Annotated in this window: 20 protein-coding genes; 14 read left to right on the top strand and 6 right to left on the bottom strand. The window is 70.6% G+C overall.

The features are described 5' to 3' along the window. The first annotated feature begins 289 nt into the window (after nt 1-289). The 9 genes from rpmH to GJR97_RS08545 all read left to right on the top strand — a co-directional run bounded on the left by rpmH (nt 290) and on the right by GJR97_RS08545 (nt 9,809). On the top strand, nt 290-427 hold the full coding sequence (gene rpmH, locus GJR97_RS08585; RefSeq protein ID WP_064002918.1) for a 50S ribosomal protein L34: 138 nt from the start codon (nt 290-292) through the stop codon (nt 425-427). A gap of 8 nt (nt 428-435) precedes the next feature. Further along, nucleotides 436-861, top strand: coding sequence for a ribonuclease P protein component (gene rnpA, locus GJR97_RS08580; protein ID WP_324613300.1), 426 nt, complete (start codon nt 436-438; stop codon nt 859-861). Nucleotide 862: 1 nt separating this feature from the next. Further along, nucleotides 863-1,357, top strand: coding sequence for a membrane protein insertion efficiency factor YidD (yidD, locus tag GJR97_RS18890; RefSeq protein ID WP_407643583.1), 495 nt, complete (start codon nt 863-865; stop codon nt 1,355-1,357). A gap of 9 nt (nt 1,358-1,366) precedes the next feature. Then, the gene (gene yidC, locus GJR97_RS08570) at nt 1,367-2,344 is read left to right on the top strand and encodes a membrane protein insertase YidC (RefSeq protein WP_154346062.1); all 978 of its coding nucleotides are present in this window, start codon (nt 1,367-1,369) and stop codon (nt 2,342-2,344) included. Nucleotides 2,345-2,349: 5 nt separating this feature from the next. After that, on the top strand, nt 2,350-2,847 hold the full coding sequence (locus GJR97_RS08565; RefSeq protein WP_154346060.1) for a Jag family protein: 498 nt from the start codon (nt 2,350-2,352) through the stop codon (nt 2,845-2,847). Between the two features lie 26 nt (nt 2,848-2,873). Further along, complete coding sequence (gene rsmG / locus GJR97_RS08560; protein WP_154346058.1) at nt 2,874-3,530, top strand: 16S rRNA (guanine(527)-N(7))-methyltransferase RsmG; 657 nt, start codon at nt 2,874-2,876, stop codon at nt 3,528-3,530. Nucleotides 3,531-3,638: 108 nt separating this feature from the next. Then, on the top strand, nt 3,639-4,700 hold the full coding sequence (locus tag GJR97_RS08555; protein ID WP_154346057.1) for a S66 family peptidase: 1,062 nt from the start codon (nt 3,639-3,641) through the stop codon (nt 4,698-4,700). 3,250 nt (nt 4,701-7,950) lie between these two features. After that, entirely contained in the window at nt 7,951-8,832 is an 882-nt protein-coding gene (locus tag GJR97_RS18195; RefSeq protein ID WP_324613351.1) for a ParA family protein, read from the top strand. Further along, nucleotides 8,832-9,809, top strand: a complete 978-nt coding sequence (locus GJR97_RS08545) for a ParB/RepB/Spo0J family partition protein (RefSeq protein ID WP_154346054.1) — start codon at nt 8,832-8,834, stop codon at nt 9,807-9,809. The genes GJR97_RS18195 and GJR97_RS08545 overlap by 1 nt, the downstream gene beginning before the upstream one ends. A gap of 18 nt (nt 9,810-9,827) precedes the next feature. Here the strand turns inward: GJR97_RS08545 and GJR97_RS08540 are convergent, their stop codons facing one another. The 6 genes from GJR97_RS08540 to GJR97_RS08515 all read right to left on the bottom strand — a co-directional run bounded on the left by GJR97_RS08540 (nt 9,828) and on the right by GJR97_RS08515 (nt 17,671). Then, entirely contained in the window at nt 9,828-10,787 is a 960-nt protein-coding gene (locus GJR97_RS08540) for a D-alanine--D-alanine ligase family protein (RefSeq protein WP_154346052.1), read from the bottom strand. A gap of 16 nt (nt 10,788-10,803) precedes the next feature. Further along, nucleotides 10,804-12,126 (bottom strand): aminotransferase-like domain-containing protein, encoded by a 1,323-nt coding sequence (locus GJR97_RS08535; protein WP_324613299.1) that lies wholly within the window; start codon nt 12,124-12,126, stop codon nt 10,804-10,806. Between the two features lie 157 nt (nt 12,127-12,283). Then, entirely contained in the window at nt 12,284-12,607 is a 324-nt protein-coding gene (gene trxA, locus GJR97_RS08530; protein ID WP_129233079.1) for a thioredoxin, read from the bottom strand. A gap of 83 nt (nt 12,608-12,690) precedes the next feature. Beyond that, nucleotides 12,691-13,701, bottom strand: a complete 1,011-nt coding sequence (trxB, locus tag GJR97_RS08525) for a thioredoxin-disulfide reductase (RefSeq protein ID WP_154346049.1) — start codon at nt 13,699-13,701, stop codon at nt 12,691-12,693. A 174-nt stretch (nt 13,702-13,875) separates the two neighbouring features. Beyond that, a complete protein-coding gene (gene murJ, locus GJR97_RS08520) occupies nt 13,876-15,498 on the bottom strand; it encodes a murein biosynthesis integral membrane protein MurJ (protein ID WP_154346047.1) in 1,623 nt (540 codons plus the stop codon). After that, nucleotides 15,491-17,671, bottom strand: a complete 2,181-nt coding sequence (locus tag GJR97_RS08515; RefSeq protein ID WP_154346046.1) for a DUF6049 family protein — start codon at nt 17,669-17,671, stop codon at nt 15,491-15,493. Before GJR97_RS08515 ends, murJ begins: the two co-directional genes overlap by 8 nt. A gap of 105 nt (nt 17,672-17,776) precedes the next feature. On the opposite strand from GJR97_RS08515, the gene GJR97_RS08510 reads away from it, so the two are divergent. The 5 genes from GJR97_RS08510 to rplI all read left to right on the top strand — a co-directional run bounded on the left by GJR97_RS08510 (nt 17,777) and on the right by rplI (nt 21,089). Continuing rightward, entirely contained in the window at nt 17,777-19,210 is a 1,434-nt protein-coding gene (locus GJR97_RS08510; RefSeq protein WP_154346045.1) for a CCA tRNA nucleotidyltransferase, read from the top strand. A 173-nt stretch (nt 19,211-19,383) separates the two neighbouring features. Beyond that, nucleotides 19,384-19,767 carry a 30S ribosomal protein S6 gene (gene rpsF / locus GJR97_RS08505; protein WP_154346043.1) on the top strand — a complete coding sequence of 128 codons (384 nt, stop codon included), beginning with the start codon at nt 19,384-19,386 and terminating at the stop codon, nt 19,765-19,767. Nucleotides 19,768-19,772: 5 nt separating this feature from the next. Continuing rightward, nucleotides 19,773-20,291 carry a single-stranded DNA-binding protein gene (locus GJR97_RS08500; RefSeq protein WP_154346042.1) on the top strand — a complete coding sequence of 173 codons (519 nt, stop codon included), beginning with the start codon at nt 19,773-19,775 and terminating at the stop codon, nt 20,289-20,291. Between the two features lie 73 nt (nt 20,292-20,364). Further along, nucleotides 20,365-20,625, top strand: coding sequence for a 30S ribosomal protein S18 (rpsR, locus tag GJR97_RS08495; protein ID WP_067947514.1), 261 nt, complete (start codon nt 20,365-20,367; stop codon nt 20,623-20,625). 11 nt (nt 20,626-20,636) lie between these two features. Beyond that, the gene (rplI, locus tag GJR97_RS08490; RefSeq protein WP_154346041.1) at nt 20,637-21,089 is read left to right on the top strand and encodes a 50S ribosomal protein L9; all 453 of its coding nucleotides are present in this window, start codon (nt 20,637-20,639) and stop codon (nt 21,087-21,089) included. Nucleotides 21,090-21,277: the final 188 nt, after the last annotated feature.

The following is a 21,277-nucleotide window of genomic DNA, read 5'->3' as shown; positions in this document are numbered from 1 at the left end:
CCGCGGGATTCCGCCGTACAGGCTGGGGATAACTGGTGTCACACGCTAGCGAATCGGGCCTGCTGCGACAAATGCCCGCTGGGGGATCCCGGACACTCCCGGCGTGTCGGTCCCCCGGTGAACCTGTGGATCGGTGCAGAATGTCGGTTCAGCTGTGCGCTCGGTTTGACCGCGGCATCCGCAAGCCGTAGTTTTAATCAGTTGACCGCAGCCCTTTCGGGCACCGAGTTCTCCCCGCCGGCGCACCTGTGACGCGTCCGTGCGCGGAATTTCCCAGCCGGAGAAGAAGATGAGCAAGCGTACGTTCCAGCCCAACAACCGTCGTCGCGCCAAGAAGCACGGCTTCCGCGCTCGCATGCGCACGCGTGCCGGCCGCGCGATCCTCTCGGCCCGCCGCTCCAAGGGTCGCACCGAGCTCTCCGCGTAAGTTCCTCGGTGCTCGCCAAAGCCAACCGCATCACGAGCGCCGATGACTACCGGTTCATCGTGCGCCGTGGTGCGAAGGTCGCCGGTGCCCACACCGTGAGCTACATCCGCTCGCGGGAGGCGGGCTCCGACGCGCGCTTCGGCTTCATCGTGTCCAAGAAGGTCGGCACCGCCGTCCGCCGGAACCTCGTTCGTCGGCGGCTGAAGGCGGCCGGCCGCGAGTTCGTCGACGGCGGGGCGACCGCCGTCGACGTCGTCGTACGTGCGCTCCCGGCCTCCTCCGACGCCGATTACGCCGAACTCCGGGACGAGCTCGGTGCCGCGCTGGCATCACGCGGCGCTCGGCGGCGCCCGGTCGAAGCGGCTCCCCGCGTGGCGACATCCTCGTCGACGGTGGGCTCGGCGCCGACCGTCGCCTCAGCGGAAGACCTCTGACGTGAAGAACCTCGCCTGGTTCGTCTGGCTCCTGCCCCGCAATGCGGGCGTGCTGCTCATCCGCGCCTACCGGGCAGTGATCTCACCGCTCTACGGCGATGTCTGCCGGTACTACCCCTCCTGCTCGGCCTACGGCCTCGGCGCGGTGCAGCACCGCGGCCTGGTCCTCGGGTCGGTGCTCACCGCCTGGCGCATCGTCCGGTGCAACCCCTGGTCGGCCGGCGGCATCGATGACGTGCCCCTGCCTCGGGTCCGCCGATTCCACGTCACGCGAGTCGGAATCGTGATCCCGGCCGACTGGGCCGGTTCCCCTGGCCCGAGAGGTCGCCACGCGGACCGCAGCGGACGCCGGCGCATCGGCGCGTCTGCGCCGGCCGCATCACCGGATCCGCACGCCGGACACCACGACCACACCCCGAACGCCCACACCGTGGCATCCGCCTCGTCGCGCAGCGCCGCACCCGAACGCTCCCCCATCACGTCCCGGAAGGACTGACCCACCCCCATGGACATCTTCGGCACTCTGCTCTGGCCCATCAAATGGGCCATCGAGCTGATCCTCGTCGCGTTCCACTCGCTCTGGACGTTCCTCGGGATGGACCCCAACGCGGGCATCACCTGGGTCCTCGCGATCGTCGGCCTCGTCGTCGTGGTGCGCGCGGCCCTCATCCCGATCTTCGTCCGGCAGATCAAGAGCCAGCGGCGGATGCTCGAGGTCGCACCTCAGTTGAAGAAGATCCAGGACAAGTACAAGGGCAAGAAGGACCAGTTCTCTCGCGAGGCGATGTCGCGCGAGACCATGGAGCTCTACAAGCGCACGGGCACGAACCCGCTCTCGTCGTGCCTGCCGCTCCTGCTCCAGATGCCGATCTTCTTCGGCCTGTTCTCCGTTCTGAACGACGCGTCGATCCACGCGGATCGCGGAGGCGTCGGCGTTCTGACCCCGACGCTCGCCGAGTCCTTCTCGAACGCGACCTTCCTCGGCGCTCCGCTGAACTCGACCTTCATCGGCGAGTGGAACGCGATGATGGCGGGCGACCCGTTCAGCGCCTCGACCATGTTCGTGGCCGTCACCATGATCATCCTGATGACCGCCTCGCAGTTCATCACGCAGCTCCAGATCGTCTCGAAGAACATGTCGCCCGAGACCAAGGCGAGCCCGATGTTCCGCCAGCAGCGGATCCTCCTCTACCTGCTCCCGCTGGTCTTCGCGTTCTCGGGCGTGGCGTTCCCGCTCGGCGTCATGTTCTACTGGCTCGTCTCGAACTTCTGGACGATGGGACAGCAGTTCATCGTCATCCGCAACATGCCCACGCCCGGCAGCGACGCGGCGAAGGCCCGCGAGGCACGCCTCGCCCGCAAGGGCAAGCTCGTCGTCGAGACCAAGTCGGACGCCGACGAGGCAGAGCCGCAGAAGCCGACCACGACGCAGCGCCAGCAGCCCATGGGCAAGAACCGCGCGAAGAAGCAGAACAGGAAGTGACCTCGATGACGGACGTCCAGCACGACGCCGCGACCCGATCCCTCGAGCAACTCGAGGAGGAGGGCGATATCGCCGCCGACTACATCGAGGAACTCCTCGACATCTGCGACCTCGACGGCGACATCGACATCGACGCGCGCAACGGTCGCGCCTATGTCTCCGTGCACGCCTCCGAGCCGGCCGACCTCGCGGTGCTCTCCCGGCCCGAGACGGTGACCGCGCTCCAGGAGCTGACCCGGCTGGCGGTGCAGACCAAGACCGGTGCGTTCTCGCGGCTCATCCTCGATGTCGGCGGATCGCGCGATGCGCGCCGCGACGAACTCGGTCGACTGGTCGCCCGCGCGGCGGAGCGGCTCGAGGCCGGTGCGTCCGAGGCGGCGCTCCCGCCGATGTCGTCGTACGAGCGGAAGCTCGTGCACGACCTCGTCGCGGAGCGGGGCCTTCACTCAGAGTCCCGTGGCGAGGGTGCGGAGCGTCACACCGTCATCACGCGAGTCGGCTGACCGCCGACGTCCGTTTCACGTGAAACATGACTGACCAGTCCCCCGACCGACAGCCCGGCCTCGAAGCCGAGCCCTCGTCCGCGGCAGTGGTGTTCGGTGACCGCCTCGATGTCGCGCGCGCCTTCACCGAGAGCTTGGGCGAGCACGGCGAGGAGCTCGGACTGATCGGCCCACTCGAGCTGCCGCGGCTCTGGACGCGTCATGTGGTCAACTCGGGCCTGGTCGCTCCCCTCCTTCGTCCGGGTCGTGTCGGGGACGTGGGGTCCGGCGCCGGTCTCCCGGGACTAGTGCTGGCGATCGCCCGCCCCGACGTGCACCTGACCCTCATCGAGCCGATGGAACGTCGGGTGGCCTGGCTCGATCGTCAGGTCGCCGAGCTCGGACTCGACAACGTCGACGTGGTGCGGGCTCGAGCCGAGGACGTCAAGCTCAAGGGTCGACTCGACCAGGTCACGGCCCGCGCCGTCAGTGCGCTCCGGACGCTGATCCCGATCACGGCTCCCCTGCTTCGACCCGGGGGTGAGCTCGTCCTCATGAAGGGCAGCGGAGTGGACGGTGAGATCGGCGCAGCGGAGAAGGCGATCCGCAAGTATCGGTTGAGCGACGTCGAGGTGGTCGTCCTCGGCGAGGGTGTCGTCGACGACGTGACCCGGGTGTTCCGGGCGCGCGTTCCGTCGGACTGACGGCAGTCCGGTGCGTCGGGCGCAGTGGGTCGAAGAAGTTCCCGCTGCGGCTCCGATCCGTCTCAGCCCCGTATGTCTCCTCGTCGCGGAGTGCGAGATGATCGCGATATGCGTGCGCACCACCTGACCCAGCCGCCCAAGGCACGAGCAGGCGATCGCGTCGCCGTGCTCTCCCCCGCCTGGGCCGCGCCAGCGCACTTCCCGGCGATCCACGAGCAGGCGATGCGGAGGCTCGTGGACCTGACCGGACTCGTGCCGGTGGAGTACCCGACGACGCGCAGGCCGGACGCCAGTCCGTCCGACCGGGCAGCGGACCTGATGTCGGCGTTCTCCGATCCGTCGATCCGGGCCATCCTGGCCACGATCGGTGGCGATGATCAGATCCTCGTGATTCCTCACCTCGAACCCGCCGCGGTCCGTCACGACCCGAAGCCGTTCGTCGGCTACAGCGACAACACGAACCTCCATCACTGGCTGTGGACGAACGGGGTCGCGAGCTTCTACGGCGGCAGCACGCAGGTCCACCTCGGCTCCGGCCCGCGGGTCGACGACGTGCACGCCCGGTCGCTGCGCGCCGCGTTGCTGGACGGCGGGGTGATCGACGTCGTCGAGCCCGGCGAGTCCGAGGACTTCGGCGCGCCCTGGACCGAACCGCGATCGCTGTCCGAGTTCGGTGTGCGCGAGCGCACCGAACCATGGACCTGGGCCGGCGGCACCGGTGTGGTGACTGGAAGGACGTGGGGCGGATGTCTCGAGGTGATCGACCAACTGCTCATCGCCGACCGCTTCCCCTTCGCACCGACGGTGCTGGAGGGTGCGATCCTGCTGCTCGAGACCAGTGAACTCCTGCCGCCGGCCGACTGGGTGGCGCGAGTGCTCCGCGCCATGGGTGAGCGTGGTCTGCTGGAGTCGCTCGCCGGCGTGGTCGCCGCCCGCCCGCCTGCCAGTTCCCTCGAGGTGATGCCGTCTTCGGAGGACCGCGTCGCCTATCGAGCGGCCCAGCGCGACGCGGTGGTCGAGATGATCGAGCGCTACAACCCGGATGCGGTGGTGTGCGTCGGCCCGCCGTTCGGACACACCCGACCGCAGTGGATCCTGCCGTACGGCGGCGAGGTCTCCCTCGATCCGGCGCGAGGATCCGTGACCGCGGACTACGGCAGCGCGGGCTGATCCGCTGCCGCCGAGCTCATGTTTCACGTGAAACGCGGGGCCGCCCCAGGCTCGCGCCGACCCGAGCCGCATGGCTGTCGCCGCGCAGCTGTTCTGCGCCCGGTCGGATCGCGACGCCGCGCGATCGGCATCCGAATCGGGACCTTCCTGCCGGACGCTGGCGAGGAGTGCGTCGATGAGGTGTCGACCAACCGGACGTCCGCAGGACGCGGCGGGGTCGGACGCCCAGCCTGATTCTGCTCGCCGACTCGCAGCCACCGCAGCAGGAGCTGCGGCTGCAGGAACAGTTGCTGTCGGCGCTCCGCTTCAGTGACGTTCAGGTCCCTCGGCGTTCGAGGTGGTGACCTCGGCGAAACGGGCGTGGAGGCGGACCCGGAGAGGTGGTCGGTACCGTTCGCGACCCGAATATCGCGACGGGATTCGACCGGGAGTCACTCGACCGGGCACCCCTCGCCAGTGAGCCGCGTCCCGGCGCTCAGGCTGAGCTCCAATCGAGCGCGGAGGCTGCGCGGGACAGTCGTCGAGTCGGGCCCCGTGGGGCGAGCCAGCGACCGCGCTCGCCTTGTCCGGCCGTGCTTGGCATGGACCGGACGTCGCTTCTGAAGTACTCGATCATCGTCCCCTCGGTGCGGTGTCCGCAGTGAGGGCCTGGTGTGACCTGCGATCGGCGGTGCCCACGCCACCTGATGTTTCACGTGGAACGGTGCGTGTGCCGAATCGCGCGGAGAGGGCTCCGCGAGCCGGCGAGGACGGTCGACGTTCGAATGGCGGCGACCTCGCGGCTCCACGTCGACCGTGTTCCGATGGGCCGGGGGTCTGGAGAGCGTCCGACCGCGTGACCCCCAGTCGCGTGTGGAACCCCCGATCTTCGACGGCGCCCGGGCCGCGAGGCACTGCACTCGGCGCGTGGACGATCGCGGGTCGAGGATCCACGCCCGCGACATCGTCGCGTGCCCGCCACGCGTTCTCGGGACCGATCCGACCGTCAGGAGGAAGGGCGATACCGACCGGCCTCCGGGCAGTTCGAACATGCCCGGGCATCCTCGGCTGCCGGCCCCAGCCGCGCGACCTCGTCGCGTGCCCGCCGAGTCAACGCGCCGAAGCACCAGTCGCAGGAGTCCTGGACGCCCCCGCTCATCACGGCCCCCGACATGTCGCCGGAACCGATGACTTCGAACAAACGGACAGTGGAGAGGGCCGCCCACTCCCCTGCCGCAGCCTGCCGACGGCCCGCCGCCGGCGTGGCTGGACTCCGTCGGCCGTTGCGGTGGCCGGGCACTCGACACGACAGTGGAGATCGGGTCACAGGGTGGGCACGATCGCATTCTCGACGGCGCGGTCTGTCCGCTGATCGGTCGACCTCGGCGGACCGGCGACTCGTGGCGACGGGCGTCGGCGTGCGAGGCCGCGTGCCCGGCGTGCCGCGCGCGGCGAGACGCGGCGGCCCGACCAGGGATAGGCACTCGCCTCGGATCGCCCGCACATCGAGGTGCGCCCGCAGGTGGACGGACGCGCAGGTCGGATTTCCACCCCGGTTCGGACACACCATGTCGGGCGCCACCGTTTCACGTGGAACGGCGTAGTGCGCCGGAGCATGCGGACTGAGGGACGGTCGGCAGTCGACGAGGGACGGCCATCGAGCCGCGGCCGCACCGGTCACGCGATGGGCTTTCGATTCTCGACGGTGAACCGCCGACCTGCCGACCGGATCCGGTGGCGATCCGGGTGGGCGGGGGCATCCGATGCAGATGCTGGATTGCCGTCTCGCCGGTCGAGGGCAACGGCAGGGTGAGCAGGTCGATCTGGTGCGTCCTACGCGGCAGGGAGTAGCGCCGAGCGTGGCGAACGGTCGGTGCCGGGGAGCCTTCCCGGCGTGCAGTCTCGGACCGGCCCTTCGGCGAGGCGACCCGATCGCTCCCCGTCCGCCGTGACCGACCCAGCCCACAGCGGGGTGCGCCCGGATCGGCCGTCGAGCCGGGGATCGTCGGGTCGCTTCGGAGCATCATCCAGCACGGACGTCCGTTGGTGCGTTTCACGTGAAACGCACCTGACCGGACGTCACCCACGGGTGCGTGGAACAAGTTCACCGTTCCACGGCGGCGACGCCGCTTTCGTATCCGTGGCGGCGATTAGGCTTGGGTCTCGGAGTGATCGCGGGGCACGGCGAGCGATCTCGGAGGGGCAGGAGTGCGGCATGGCGAACGGTGGGCGCGGCTGGTTCCAGCGCAGGAAGCCGCAGTCCGACGCCGTCTCGCCGACGCCGGAACCGAGGGAGCCGGAGCTCACGCGGATCGAGGCGTACGAAGCGGAGCGCCGCGCTGAAGCTGCGGCGGAGGCGGGCCGTCCTGACTTCGACTCGCTGCTCCGCCCCGCCGCTGAGGACGTCCGTCCCGGACCGCCGGCCCAGTCGGGCTCGCCGGAAACTCCCTCGGTCGCGTTCCACGACCAGTCCGTGCCGCCGGATTCGGGAACCGATGACGACCCCGACCAACGATGGGCGCCGCCGGCGGAGGCCTGGCGAGGCCAGGCCGGGACGCCCGCCGGCACCGAGACCTCGCAGAAGGATGCGGTCTCCGGATCGGACGCCGCCGCCGCTCGCTCCTCTGCGGGAACGGGGAACCCGGATCGCGAGCGGACGCCACGGACGGGCGCTCAGGCTCCCGATGGCGGAGGCGCGAGCGTTCCCCAGGCGACCGGGCGGTACGACTGGGATGCCGCAACCGCCGCCGCGCTCTCCGAGGAGTCTGCGCCGGCGGCGGGTCCATCGAGTCATCCGCTTCCCCACGGCGACCCGGACAAGCTGCTCGAGGACATCATCCGCGAGATCGTCGGCGACGCGACCGCCGAGACGGTCTCGAGCCTCCAGACTCGACCGCAGGTCGCTCCCCCGCACGGGTCTCCCGGTGAGCCGAGTGCTCCCCCAGCGTCGGTACCGGAGGCGCGGCTCGCGCGGACCCCGGAGTCCCATCGGCAGCCCGAAGCGAGTACAGCGGACGAGAGCCGTCCACAGAGCGACGTCGATGCGCCCGAGGCGGCGCCCGAGGGGACGCTCGAGGCGGCATCCGGGCCGGCGGAGCCGTATGCTGTCGGGGCGGGTGACGAGGCGCCGCCGGCGGATCTCGGAGCCGTGGACACCGATCGCGGAGCTCCGTCCCACCACCCATACGCCGCCACGACGAGTCACGCCGTCGTCGCCGGCCCCCAGGGGTCGGTTTCACGTGAAACATCGGAATCATACGGAGGAACCCCCCTGGCCGATCAGCTTGCCGACGAGACCCGGCGCCGACTCGCGCTCGACCAGGCCGTGCTGCCCATTCCCGGCACCACGCGGATCTTCACGATCTCGAACCAGAAGGGCGGCGTCGGGAAGACGACGTCCGCCGTGAATCTGGCTGCCGCGCTCGCGCGTGCGGGAGCGCATGTCCTCGTGGTCGACCTCGACCCGCAGGGCAACGCGTCGACCGCGCTCGGCGTCGACCACCGATCCGAACTGCAGAGCGTCTACGAGGTGCTCGTGTCCGACCTCCCGATCGCCGACGTCGTGCAGCCCTCGACCGAGCACGCGAACCTCGACTGCGTGCCGGCCACGATCCACCTCGCCGGGGCCGAGATCGAGCTGGTCTCCCTGGTCGCGCGCGAGCAGCGGCTCCGTCGAGCGCTCGATGCCCACCTCGCGGCCATGGAGCGCCCGTACGACTACGTGTTCATCGACTGCCCGCCCTCGCTCGGACTGCTCACGATCAACGCCTTCGTCGCCGCGCGGGAGGTGCTGATTCCGATCCAGTGCGAGTACTACGCGCTCGAGGGCCTGTCCCAGCTGCTGAGCAATATCGAGCTCATCGAGCGTCACCTGAATCCCGAGCTTCGCCTGACGACGATCCTCCTGACGATGTACGACTCGCGCACGAACCTCGCCCAGCAGGTGGCGCAGGAGGTTCGCGACCACTTCCCCACCCAGACCCTCGACACGATCATCCCTCGCTCGGTCCGGGTCTCCGAGGCACCGAGCTACGGCCAGAGCGTGATCAGCTACGACTTCGGGTCGACCGGTTCCCTCTCCTACCGTGAGGCCGCGGCGGAGATCGCGTGGCGCGGGGCGCAGGACGCGTCCGAACAGAAGGAGTCCCACTGATGGCGACCAAGCGCACTGGTCTCGGCCGCGGGATCGGCGCACTCATCCCGACCACCGAGGACGCACCGCCCAGGGTCACGCGTCCCGTCGATGTCTTCTTCCCCGAAAGCGAAGCCCCCACGACCGCGGTGGCCGCGGTCGAGAACGCGGTCGAGGCCAATCTCGTCACGGTGCCCGGAGCGCACCTCGCCCGGCTGAACCCCGATGACATCGTTCCGAACGCGCAACAGCCGAGATCGGTGTTCGACCCCGAGGACCTCGAGGAGCTCGTGCACTCGGTCCGGGAGTTCGGCGTCCTCCAGCCGATCGTCGTCCGGCCGCACCCCGACGAGCCCGGTAAGTACGAGCTCGTCATGGGAGAGCGTCGCCTTCGCGCGACCAAGGCCGCCGGGCTCGACTCGATTCCGGCCGTGGTCAAGGAGACGGCGAACGAGGCGATGCTTCGCGACGCGCTCCTCGAGAACCTCCATCGTTCGCAGCTCAACCCGCTCGAGGAGGCATCCGCCTACCAGCAACTGCTCGCCGACTTCGGCATCACCCAGGAGGAGCTCGCGTCGAGGATCGGTCGATCGCGCCCGCAGATCTCGAACACGCTCAGGCTGCTGAAGCTTCCCGAGCCCGTTCAGATCCGCGTGGCCGCGGGCGTGCTGACGGCAGGCCACGCCAGGGCGATCCTCGCTGCGGGCGATCCCGACGCCATGCAGCGCCTCGCGGACAAGATCATCAACGAGGACCTCTCGGTGCGCGCCGCCGAGGCGATCGTCGCGTCGGCACCGAAGGCGGCACGCGTGAAGCCCGCCGCCGGGAAGCGGCAGGAGTTCCTCGACGACCTGTCGACACGACTCGGCGATCGACTCGACACGCGCGTCAAGATCTCGCTCGGCGCCCGAAAAGGCCAGATCAACATCGATTTCGCCACAGTCCAGGATCTGCGTCGCATCCTGTCGGAGCTCGGCGAGAACCTCGACGGGCTCTGATCGACCCGAGGGCGGGCTTCAGGCTCCGCGGCGCGCGGCGGTTCGAACCAGTCCGTCGTAGACGGTCGCGGCATCCGTGTCGGACGCCTCGATCGCGAGCGGGACGAGCGAGGTCTCGGTGAGACCGGGGAGCACGTTCGCCTCGAGGAACCATGGCGTGCCCTCGTCGTCGACGATGAGGTCGACGCGAGAGAGATCCCGGAGTCCGAGCGCGCGATGCGCGGCCAGCGCCGCAGCGGTGGCCCGCTCGACCGCCTCCTCGGACAGCCGACACGGCGAGAAGAAGGTGGTCTCCCCTGCGTTGTAGCGCGCCTGGAACGAGTAGACCCCGGCCGACGGGACGATCTCGACCGCCGTGAGCGCGCGCGGCGCGCCATCCGTCTCGACGACCGCGATGGCGAGCTCGGTACCGAGGACGCGACGCTCCACGACCGCGACGTCGGCGTACGTGAACGCGTCGACCATCGCGCGAGGGAGATCGGCCGGCGCCTCGACGATGGTGACGCCCTGTGCGGACCCGCCCGAGCCGGGCTTCACCACGAGGTCTCCCGGGAGCGCATCGCGCACCACCTCGAGCACGCTCGCCGCACCGAGTTCGCGGAACGCCTCGTGCGAGAGCACGATCGACTCCGGCACCGCACCGCCGGCGGCCGCGATGAGCGAGCTCGCGACCGGCTTCGACCATGCCCGGCGTGCGGCCGAGCCGGTGGAGCCGACGGTGGGGATGCGCAGCGCAGCCAGCAGTTCGAGCAGGGTGCCGTCCTCGCCGCTCGAGCCGTGCAGCGCCGGGAACACCACGTCGGGCCGATGCTCGGCGAGGTACGGCAGCAGTCCGGCATCGGGATCGCGGAGTTCGACACGGTGTCCGGCCTCGGCGAGGGCGTCGGCGACGCGCCGCCCGGAGCGGAGCGAGACATCGCGTTCGTGCGAGATGCCCCCGGCGAGCACGACGACGGAAAGCCCGGTGGAATCGCTCATGATCAGGGGTTCTCCACTACTTCAGGTCGGTGGGCGGTGCAAGTTCGATGCCGGGTCGATCGGGGACCTGGAGCGTACCGGTCCCGGCGAAGGTGTCGAGCAGGTCCAGCTCGCCGTTGACGACGGTCGCGAGTCGTCGGATGCCCAGGCGGATGGCATCGGGCGTCGGGTAGCAGAACGAGAGTCGCATCGCGTGCCGCCCGCGCCCGTCGGCGAAGAACGCGGTGCCGGGCGTGTAGGCGACGAGTTCGCGGACCGCACGCGGCAGCATCTGCTTCGAGTCGAGCACGTCGGGCAGCGTCACCCAGACGTAGAACCCGCCGTTGGGGTTCGTCCACGAGAGCTGGGGCAGGTACTCCCCCAGCGCCTCGATCATCGCGTCCTTCCGTTCGCGGTAGACACCACGGAACGCGTCGATCTGCCCGCGCCAGTCGGCCTGCGAGAGGTACTCGGACACGACGAGCTGGCTGAAGGAGGACGGCGACAGGATCGCCGACTCGGCGGCGAGGATGAGCTTCTCGCGGATGGCGTGGGGGGCGAGCGCCCAGCCGACGCGGAATCCCGGCGCGAGCGTCTTCGAGAACGATCCCAGGTAGATGACGCCCTCGGGGTCCATCGATCGCAGGGCATCGGGTGCGGGCTCGTCGAAGTGCAGGAGCCCGTACGGGTTGTCCTCGAGCACCAGGATCTCGTTCGCACGGCAGATCTCGAGGATCTCGGGACGACGTGCGGCGGAGAGGGTGACGCCGGCGGGGTTGTGGAAGTTCGGGATCGTGTAGAGGAACTTGATGCGCCGACCCTGCCCGCGGAGGTGCGCGATCGTCTCGCGCAGCGCCTCGGGGATGAGGCCCTCGTCGTCCATCGCCACGTGGACGACCGAAGCCTGGTAGGACCGGAAGACGCCCATCGCGCCGACGTAGGACGGCGCCTCCGCGAGCACGACGTCGCCCGGGTCGAGGAAGAGCTTGGCCACGAAGTCGAGCGCCTGCTGCGATCCGGTCGAGGTCACGACGTTGTCGACCGATGCGCGGATGCCCTCGAGCGACATGACCTCGAGGATGTGCTCGCGGAGCGCAGGGATGCCCTGGCCCGAGCCGTACTGCAGCGCCACCGGTCCCTGTTCGCGCATGGTCCGCTCGAATGCGGCGGTGATGAGTTCCTGCGGGAGGGCGGACACGTACGGCATGCCGCCTGCGAGCGAGACGACCTCGGGACGCGAGGCGACGGCGAACAGCGCCCGCACCTCGGAGGCGGCGAAGCCGGCGGCTCGGTCGGCGTAGTTCGCGTACCACGGATCGAGGTTGTTGCCGGCCCGCTGGGGCACTCCGTCAGAGGTCACTGCTGATTCCGTTCTGCTCAGGCATTCCATGCTAGCCAGCCGGACGGAGCAGCCCGGACCGGATGCCGCTGCGTGACGCCCGGCGGACCAGCCGCGACGACGAAGGGCCGCAACCGCCATACGCGGTTGCAGCCCTTCGTGAGGCTCCGTGCCCGGATCAGCCGATGAACTCGGCGAGGTCCTGCTCGAGGATGGGCTTCGGCTTCGCGCCGATCACCGTGCGGACGACCTCGCCGCCCTTGAAGACCTTCATCGCCGGGATGGCCGTGATCTGGTACTTCATGGCGAGACCGGGGTTCTCGTCGACGTTGAGCTTGACGATGTCGAGCTTGTCGGAGTGCTCCGTCGCGATCTGGTCGAGGATCGGGCTCACCGCGCGACACGGACCGCACCACTCGGCCCAGAAGTCGACGAGGACGGCCTTGTCGTTCTGCAGCACCTCCTGGTCGAAGGTGGCCTCGGACACTGCACGTGCAGTCATTGGATATCTCCTTTGGTGGATGCGATGGTCCGGGGCGGCGCTCGGGCATATGTCGATGCCGGCATCCGCCCCCGGAGGGTGGGTCAGCGAGTGGCGTCCGCGAGGTCGACCGCGACGAGCTCGTCGACCTCGGCCGCCTCCGCGGAGGCTGCGGCCGGCTCGCCGTCCGTGTCCTCGAGGGCCGCGAGGTAGTGCTCGGCGTCCAACGCGGCGACCGTGCCGGACCCTGCCGCGGTGACCGCCTGGCGGTACGTCGGGTCGATCACGTCGCCCGCGGCGAACACGCCGGGCACGGAGGTCCGGGACGAACGGCCGTCGACGGCGATCGTTCCCTCGGCGGTCAGGTCGAGCTTGCCGTGCACGAGGTGCGTGCGCGGGTCGTTGCCGATCGCGACGAACAGGCCGTCGAGGTCGAGTGCGCTCACATCGCCCGAGACGGTGTCGCGCAGGGTGACACCGGTCACGGCGGTGTCACCGTGGATCGCGGACACCTCGGCGTTCCAGACGAACTCGATCTTCGGGTTGTCGAACGCGCGCTGCTGCATGATCTTCGAGGCCTTGAGCTGGTCGCGGCGGTGGATCACGTAGACCTTGTCGGCGAAGCGCGTGAGGAAGGTCGCCTCCTCCATCGCCGAGTCGCCGCCGCCCACGACCGCGATCGTCTTCTCGCGGAAGAAGAATCCGTCGCACGTGGCGCACCACGAGAGGCCGTGGCCCGAGAGGCGCTCCTCCTCGGGCAGGCCGAGCTTGCGGTAGGCCGAGCCCGTCGCGAAGATCAGCGACTTCGCCTCGTGCCCACCCCCGTTGCCGAGCTTCACGCGCTTGACCGGACCCTCGACGTCGAGCTCGACGACGTCGTCGTAGACGACCTCGGTTCCGAAGCGCTCCGCCTGGGCCTGCATCTTGCCCATGAGGTCGGGCCCCATGATCCCCTCGGGGAAGCCCGGGAAGTTCTCGACCTCGGTGGTGTTCATGAGCTCGCCGCCGATCTCGACGGAACTGGCGATGAGCAGCGGCTTCAGCTCTGCGCGGGCCGCGTAGATGGCGGCGGTGAATCCTGCCGGTCCAGACCCGATGATGATGATGTCGCGCAAACCCGCTCCTGTCGTTCCGTGCGATGCCAGCGGCATCCTACGTTCCGGATGCCACGACATGGTGAACACAGTCTAGGCGGCGCCTATTCCGGGCCCGATGGCGCTCACGGGCGGGTCACAGGCTGGGCAGCGGCCGAGCGGATGTCGCGGGCTCGCGCCCCGCGTCATCCGTCGTCATCGGCGCCGGAGCCGTGCCACCACGGGCTCGGCGAAGCCGCGCAGTTCGGGAGAGCGCAGCAGCCAGAGGATGCCGCCGTAGAGCAGGGCCATCGCCGTTCCCGTGATCGCCATGACGAGGATCGCACCCCAGCGGTCGGCGATCGCGAACCCGCCCTCGGCGAACCCGCCGAAGGCCCAGACGATCGCCGCGCCGGCGACCACCGGGACGATCACCGCGGCGAAGTCCCGCGCGAGGCTCGTGAGCACGCGCGTCGCGTCGAGTCGCGCGAGCTTCGGCCGCAGCAGGAGGACGGCCAGACCGAGCTGGATGGTGCCCGCCACCGTCGTCGACAGGGCCACGCCGACGGCGATCCACTCCACGGGCAGGAGCAGGCACGACAGCGCCGCCGCCGTGAAGACGACCACCTGGACCAGGGTGAACATGAAGGGCGTCCGGGTGTCGCCGAGCGCGTAGAACGTCCGCTGCACGACGAAGAGGATGCTGAAGCCGACGAGCCCGACGGCGAACGCGATGATCACGTTGCCGAGCGCGGACGCGTTGGCGAAGTTCCCCGGCTGGAAGACCGCGGCGAACGGGTAGGCGACCACGACGAGCACGGCCGAGGCGAGCATGAGGATGAGGCCGACGGCGCGCACGGCGCCCGAGAGGTCGGAGCGCACCCGGTCGAGTTCGCCGTCGCGTGCGTGCTCGCTCATGCGCGTGAAGTAGGCGGTCGCGATCGAGACCGTGATCACCGAGTGCGGCAGCATGAAGATCAGCCAGGCGTTCTCGATCGCGGCGACCGACGCCCCCTGCTCGGATGCCGTGCTCACGACCCGCGTCTGGACGATGCCGGCGAACGTCGTCAGCAGCAGCATCCCGAACGTCCATCCCGCCATGCGGCCGGCGGAGCGCAGGCCGACGCCGCGCCAGTGGAAGTCGGGCCGGTAGTGCAGGCCGATCCGACGCCAGAACCAGAACAGCACGAGCGCCTGCGCCGCGATGCCGAGCGTCGCCGAGCCGGCGAGCAGCGCGATCATGCCCGGCGTCCAGTCGGCGGCGGACCGGGTGCCTGCCGGATCGAAGCCGAACAGCAGGCCGAACGCCACGAGGCCGATGAGCGCGACGACGTTGTTCAGGACCGGAACCCACGTGAACGGTCCGAAGCTGCGGCGTGCGTTCAGCACCTCCCCGAGCAGCGTGTAGAGCCCGTAGAAGAAGATCTGGGGCAGGCACCAGAACGCGAACGCGGTGGCGAGCGCGAGGGTGTCCGGCGCGAACCCGCCGCCGTAGAGCCAGGCCAGCACCGGCGCGAGCGCGGTCGCGACCACCGTCGCCGCGCCGATCACGACGAGCGCCAGCGTGACGAGCTTGTTGATGTAGGCGCTGCCGCCGTCGGCGTGGGCGGCCGCGCGCACGATCTGCGGCACGAGCACGGCGGAGAGCACGCCGCCCGCGACGATCACGTAGACCGTGTTCGGCAGTCCGTTCGCCACGGCGAACGCGTCGGCGCTCGCCGAGCCCACGACGCCGATGGTCGCGGCGAGGACGATCGCCTTCAGGAACCCGAGGATGCGCGAGACGATCGTGCCCGACGCGAGGAACAGGCTCGCCCGGGCGATGCGGTCGTCAGCCATGCGAGGGGTCCTCCGGTCGGGCGGGCTCGGGTGCGGCCTCGGCCTCGGCCTCGGTCTCCGGCTCCGGCTCGGGTTCGGTCTCGGCCTCGGCCGCCGCGGTCGCCGCGGTCGCCGCAGCCGCGCGCTGGCGGCGGCGACGCAGGATCGTGCGCAGGATGCCGGCGCCGAAGACGACCACCGCGAGCACGGCGAGCACGGTCGCACCGACGCCCTCCCAGTCGGCGTGCACGTTCGCCGGGATCCGGACGATCGAGCCGAGCGGCGTGCCGCCGGGCGACGCGAGCGAGACCTCGAGGGTGACCTCGCCGCTGCCGACCCCGGCCGCGACGGGGACCTGGACCGTCCGACGGCTCTCGCCCTCGACGGTCGCCTCGACCGTGTCCTCGACGAGCAGCCGGCCGTTGGACGGGTCGACCGTGACGACCACGTTCACCGGGTACGGGAGGTCGTTCTCGACCGTGACGGGGATGCCGGTCTCGCTGGCGACCACGAGGACGCTGCTCGTGGGGACGGTGGAGACCGAGTCCGTGACCGCGCGCTGGTCGATCAGCCATCGGCCGACGGCCTCGGTCCATTCGGTCGGCACGTCGAGCCATCCGACCGCCAGGAGCGCGAGCAGGTCGCGCCGCGTCGGCGCGGTGAGCAGCGTCGGATCGTCGAGCACGTCCGAGAACTCCTCGACGGCGAGCTCCGCGCCGAGGAGGCGATCGACGTTCCCGAGGCGCTGCGTGTCCTCGGGCAGCGACACGAGCGTGCGCGCGACCGGCGGCGCCCCGACGGCCTCGGCGAGCGTCGCGGGGCGCGACCAGCTGGATCCGTCGAGCACGGCGAGCGTCTCGCCGACGCGGTCCGCGTCGGCTCCGGCGGACCGGGCGAACGTGCCGACGAGGGTCGTCGCTGCGTCGCCGGGCCCGAGCGCCAGTTCGGCGAGCAGGCTCGACGCGGCGCTGCGCCACTCGGCGTCGGTCTGGGCCGCCGCGGCGCGGCGGAGCGGGCCCTGCAGCCGCTCGTCGGCGACGACCGCACCGCGACCGTCGATGGTCGCGCCCGCATTCGCCGACCCACCGATCGGCTCGACGTTCCCGGGTGCCAGGATCGCGGTCGTCAGCCCTCCGGCCGCGAAGCGGTCGAGGTCGCCGGATGCCACGGTGTCGTCGGCCGGCCAGGCGAGGTCGGTCCGCGTGAAGTCCCAGTCGAACAGCTCGGCATCGGTCGGCGCCTCGCCGGGCGCCGTCGTCGCGCCCGCTGGGCCCTGGGGTTCGGAGAAGTCGGCGGGGTCGACGACGTCGGCGAAGCCGATCGGCTCGAGCGGGGCGTCGAGCCCGGCCTGCGACTGCGCGGCGAGGTCGGCGTCGGCGTAGGCGAGCGGGAAGACCTCGTTGGGCATCTCGGCGAGCGCCTCGAGCCAGGCCACGGCCGACTCCGGTGCCGCGGAGCCGAGGGCGCGGATCGACACCGGGATGCGCGGGTCGATGCCCACCGCGACCCCGGCGCCGGAGACGGCCTCGAGTTGGCGGGTGAGCAGCCCGGTCGGGCCGGTCCACGACGCCAGGCGATCCGCGGGGAGGATGCCGCCCTCGCCCGCCGGGACCGTGAGGGGGGAGACGAGCGAGAGCGCGGGGCGATCGTCGTCGGTCACGAGCGTGTTCGCGACGGCCGTGGTGGCGCCCGCGACATCCGCCCCGCCCGACTCGAGCGATGCGGCGAGCCCGATCGCCGGGTCTGCGGCGCCGGTCGCCTCGCCGGGGATCGTGAACTCCAGGGTCGTGACCGCGCCCACGGGAAGGGCGGCGGTGGCGCGCTCTGCGACGGTGCGGGCGGATGCCGGCAGGCCGCCGTCGCTCGTCCATGCGTCGAGGTCGGCGGTGTCGTCGAGGCCCGATGCGGCGACGCCGATCGAGAGCGTCCCCGCCGCGATGGCGCCGTCTCCGCCGTTCACGATCTCGACGACCACGTCGAACGGGGCGCCGGCGGCCACGGACGTGCCGTCGGCGGGGGCGACGCTCACGCGGACTCCGTCGACGGGCTCGGCCGCGCGGGCGGCCGACGGGCCGGTCGGGCCGTCGATCGGCGCGACCGCGCCGGCGATCCCGAGGGCCGCGGTCGCGGCCCCGGCGGACAGGAGGGCGAGGAGTCGGCGCAGGCGTCGAGGAGGGGTCGACTCGGCCGGCATGGAGGCGATTCTACGGGGACCGCTCCCGGGAGGTCGTGGGGCGTCGCCGGGCTGCGCCGCCCGCCGCGCGCGCCGTGCCGCGGGCGCCCTGCCTAACATGGAGCAATGCAGAGTGTCGCGGAGGCCCTCGACCGGCTCGCGGGTCTGGCGGCCTCGCCGACGGTCGCCACGCTCGCCGACGCCTTCCGGGCGGCCGGATTCGAGCTCGCCCTCGTCGGCGGGCCCGTCCGCGACGCGTTCCTCGGCCGAGCGACGAACGACCTCGACTTCACGACGGATGCCACGCCCGACGAGATCCTCGCCGTGGTCAAGCCCGTCGCCGAGGCGCACTGGGACATCGGACGCGCGTTCGGCACGATCGGCGCGATCGTCCACGGCCACACGGTCGAGATCACGACCTACCGGGCCGACGCCTACGACGGGTCCTCGCGCAAGCCGGAGGTCGTGTTCGGCACGTCGCTCGAGGACGATCTCGTGCGCCGCGACTTCACCGTCAACGCACTCGCGCTCCGCCTGCCCGAGCGCACGCTGGTCGACCCGTCGGGCGGGGTGGAGGACCTCATCGCGCGGGTGCTTCGCACGCCCTCCGCACCCGAGGTCTCGTTCGGCGACGACCCGCTGCGGATGATGCGCGCCGCGCGCTTCGCGGCCCAGCTCGGCTTCGAGGTCGAGCCGGGCACGCTCGCCGCGATGGGGGCGCTCGCGCCCGAGATCGACCGGATCTCCGCCGAGCGGGTGCGCGACGAGCTGTCGAAGCTGCTGTGCACGGGCGCTGCGAGCCGGGGCATCCGCCTGCTCGTCGACAGCGGGATCGCGGCGCGCGTGCTGCCCGAGGTCCCGGCGCTCCGCCTCGAGATCGACGAGCACCACCACCACAAGGACGTCTACGAGCACAGCCTGACCGTGCTCGACCAGGCCGTCGACTACGAGGTCTCGCGGGGCGTGCTCGACTCCCCCGACCTGGTGGTGCGCCTCGCGGCGCTGCTGCACGACATCGGCAAGCCCGCGACGCGGCGGCTCGAGTCGGGCGGCGCCGTGTCGTTCCACCACCACGACATGGTCGGCGCGAAGCTCGCGCGCAAGCGCCTGCGCGCGCTGCGCTTCGACAACGACACGATCAAGGCGGTGTCGCGGCTCATCGAGCTGCACCTGCGCTTCTTCGGGTACACGGATGGCGCGTGGTCCGACTCTGCCGTGCGGCGGTACGTGCGCGACGCGGGCGACCAGCTCGAGCGCCTCCACATCCTCACGCGGGCGGATGTCACGACCCGCAACCGCCGCAAGGCCGACCGCCTCGGGTTCGCGTACGACGACCTCGAGGAACGCGTCGCCCGGCTCGCCGAGGAGGAGGAGCTCGCGGCCGTGCGTCCCGAGCTCGACGGACAGCAGATCATGGAGATCCTCGGCATCCGCCCGGGTCCGGTCGTCGGCGAGGCGTACCGGCACCTGCTCGAGGTGCGCCTCGACGAGGGCCCGATCGGGCCGGATGCCGCGCGCGAGCGCCTGCTCGCCTGGTGGGCCGCCCGCGGCGAGGCCTGACCGGGGCGGGTCAGGGTGCGCGGGCGCCGGGCCGATGTGCGCGGGTCCGAGGCATCCGTTACACTTGACAGGTTGTCTGCGTGCCCGAGTCCGGGCCTCCGCGGTACGACGCATGTACACCCTCCTGTCGCAGAACGTCTGCGACCGCTGAGTCCGAAGGAGGTGGGTCTGTCATGCACCAGTACGAGCTGATGGTCATCCTCGATCCGTCGATCGACGAGCGCACCGTTGCTCCGAGCCTCGACAAGTTCCTCAACGTCATCCGCAAGGATGGCGGCACCGTCGACAACGTCGACATCTGGGGCAAGCGTCGCCTGGCCTACGAGATCGACAAGAAGTCCGAGGGCATCTACGCCGTCGTCGACTTCACGGCCGAGTCCGCGACCACCAACGAGCTCGACCGCCAGCTGAACCTCAGCGAGGCCGTCATGCGCACGAAGGTGCTCCGCGCCGAGGAGGCGATCGCCCAGGTCGCCGCCGTGAAGAAGGCCGAGGAGGCGAAGGCCGCGAAGAAGGCCGCCGCCGCCGCGAAGGCCACCGCCAAGAAGGACGCCTAGTCCCCATGGCCGGCGAGACCGTCATCACCGTGGTGGGCAACCTCACCGCCGACCCCGAGCTGCGCTACACGCAGAGCGGACTGGCTGTCGCGAACTTCACGATCGCGTCGACGCCCCGCACGTTCGACCGTCAGGCGAACGAGTGGAAGGACGGCGAGGCCCTCTTCCTGCGTGCGAGCTGCTGGCGTGAATTCGCCGAGCACGTCGCGGGGTCGCTCACCAAGGGAACCCGGGTCATCGCTTCCGGACGTCTCAAGCAGCGCTCCTACGAGACGAAGGAAGGCGAGAAGCGCACCAGCATCGAGCTCGAGATCGACGAGATCGGCCCGAGCCTGCGCTACGCCACCGCGTCCGTGACGCGCGCCCAGTCCAACCGCGGCGTCGGCGGAGGCGGCTCCTTCGGGGGCGGCCAGCAGTCCTCCGACGACGCGTGGGCGCCCAGCGCACCCGCGCAGTCCTCCTCGGGCGGCGGCGACGTCTGGAACACCCCGGGCACCAACTACGGCGACGAGACGCCCTTCTAGGCCGTCAGGCCGGCGACGGATGCCACGTGGCATCCGCTCGCACCAGGAACTCACACACGATTAGGAAAGAACCATGGCTGGAAAGAGCAGCGGCGACCGCCGCAAGCCTCGCGGCGGCAAGGGCGCGAAGAACGCCGCCCCCGCGAAGTCCGTCAAGGTCGGCGTCATCGACTACAAGGATGTCGCGACCCTTCGGAAGTTCATCTCGGAGCGCGGCAAGATCCGCGCCCGTCGCATCACCGGTGTCTCCGTGCAGGAGCAGCGCCTCATCGCCCGCGCAGTGAAGAACGCGCGCGAGATGGCGCTCCTGCCCTACTCGGGCTCCGGCCGCTAAGGAGCACGGAAATGGCAAAGATCATCCTCACGCACGAGGTCTCCGGTCTCGGCGAGGCCGGCGACGTGGTCGAGGTCAAGAACGGGTACGCCCGCAACTACCTCGTCCCCCAGGGCTTCGCGACCCCGTGGACCCGTGGCGGCCAGAAGCAGGTCGACCAGATCAAGGCCGCGCGCGCCGCGCGCGAGCTGCACTCCCTCGAGGACGCGCAGGCCCTCAAGGCCAAGCTCGAGTCGGCGAAGGTCAAGCTGGCCGTCAAGGCCGGCCTCGGCGGCCGCCTGTTCGGCTCGGTCAAGCCGGCGGATGTCGCGTCGGCCGTCGCCGACGCCGGCCTCGGCGAGATCGACAAGCGCAAGGTGGAGTTCACCGCACCGGTGAAGTCGGTCGGCGACCACGAGGTCACCGTCAAGCTGCGCGACGAAGTCACCGCGACGGTCACCCTCCAGGTGGTCGCGGCGAAGTAGTCGCTTCCGACGCAACGCACGACGCGGCGGTGGGCTGAGGCCCCCGCCGCGTCGTCGTGCTGCACGCCGTTCGCGGCTGTATTACACCCGTCGGTCGGGCCGCCGCAAGTCCGCATTTCGGGGTGCTGTCCTCAGGTTTGTACACAGGAGGGCGAATGCGGCGGAGGGAAAACGGAAGAATTTTCCCC

Origin of the sequence: Agromyces kandeliae, assembly GCF_009674665.1 — a bacterium.
In the GTDB taxonomy this organism is placed as follows: domain Bacteria; phylum Actinomycetota; class Actinomycetes; order Actinomycetales; family Microbacteriaceae; genus Agromyces; species Agromyces kandeliae.
The sequence above is the reverse complement of the archived record's forward strand: the minus strand, read 5'-3'. Positions and strand labels throughout refer to the sequence as shown.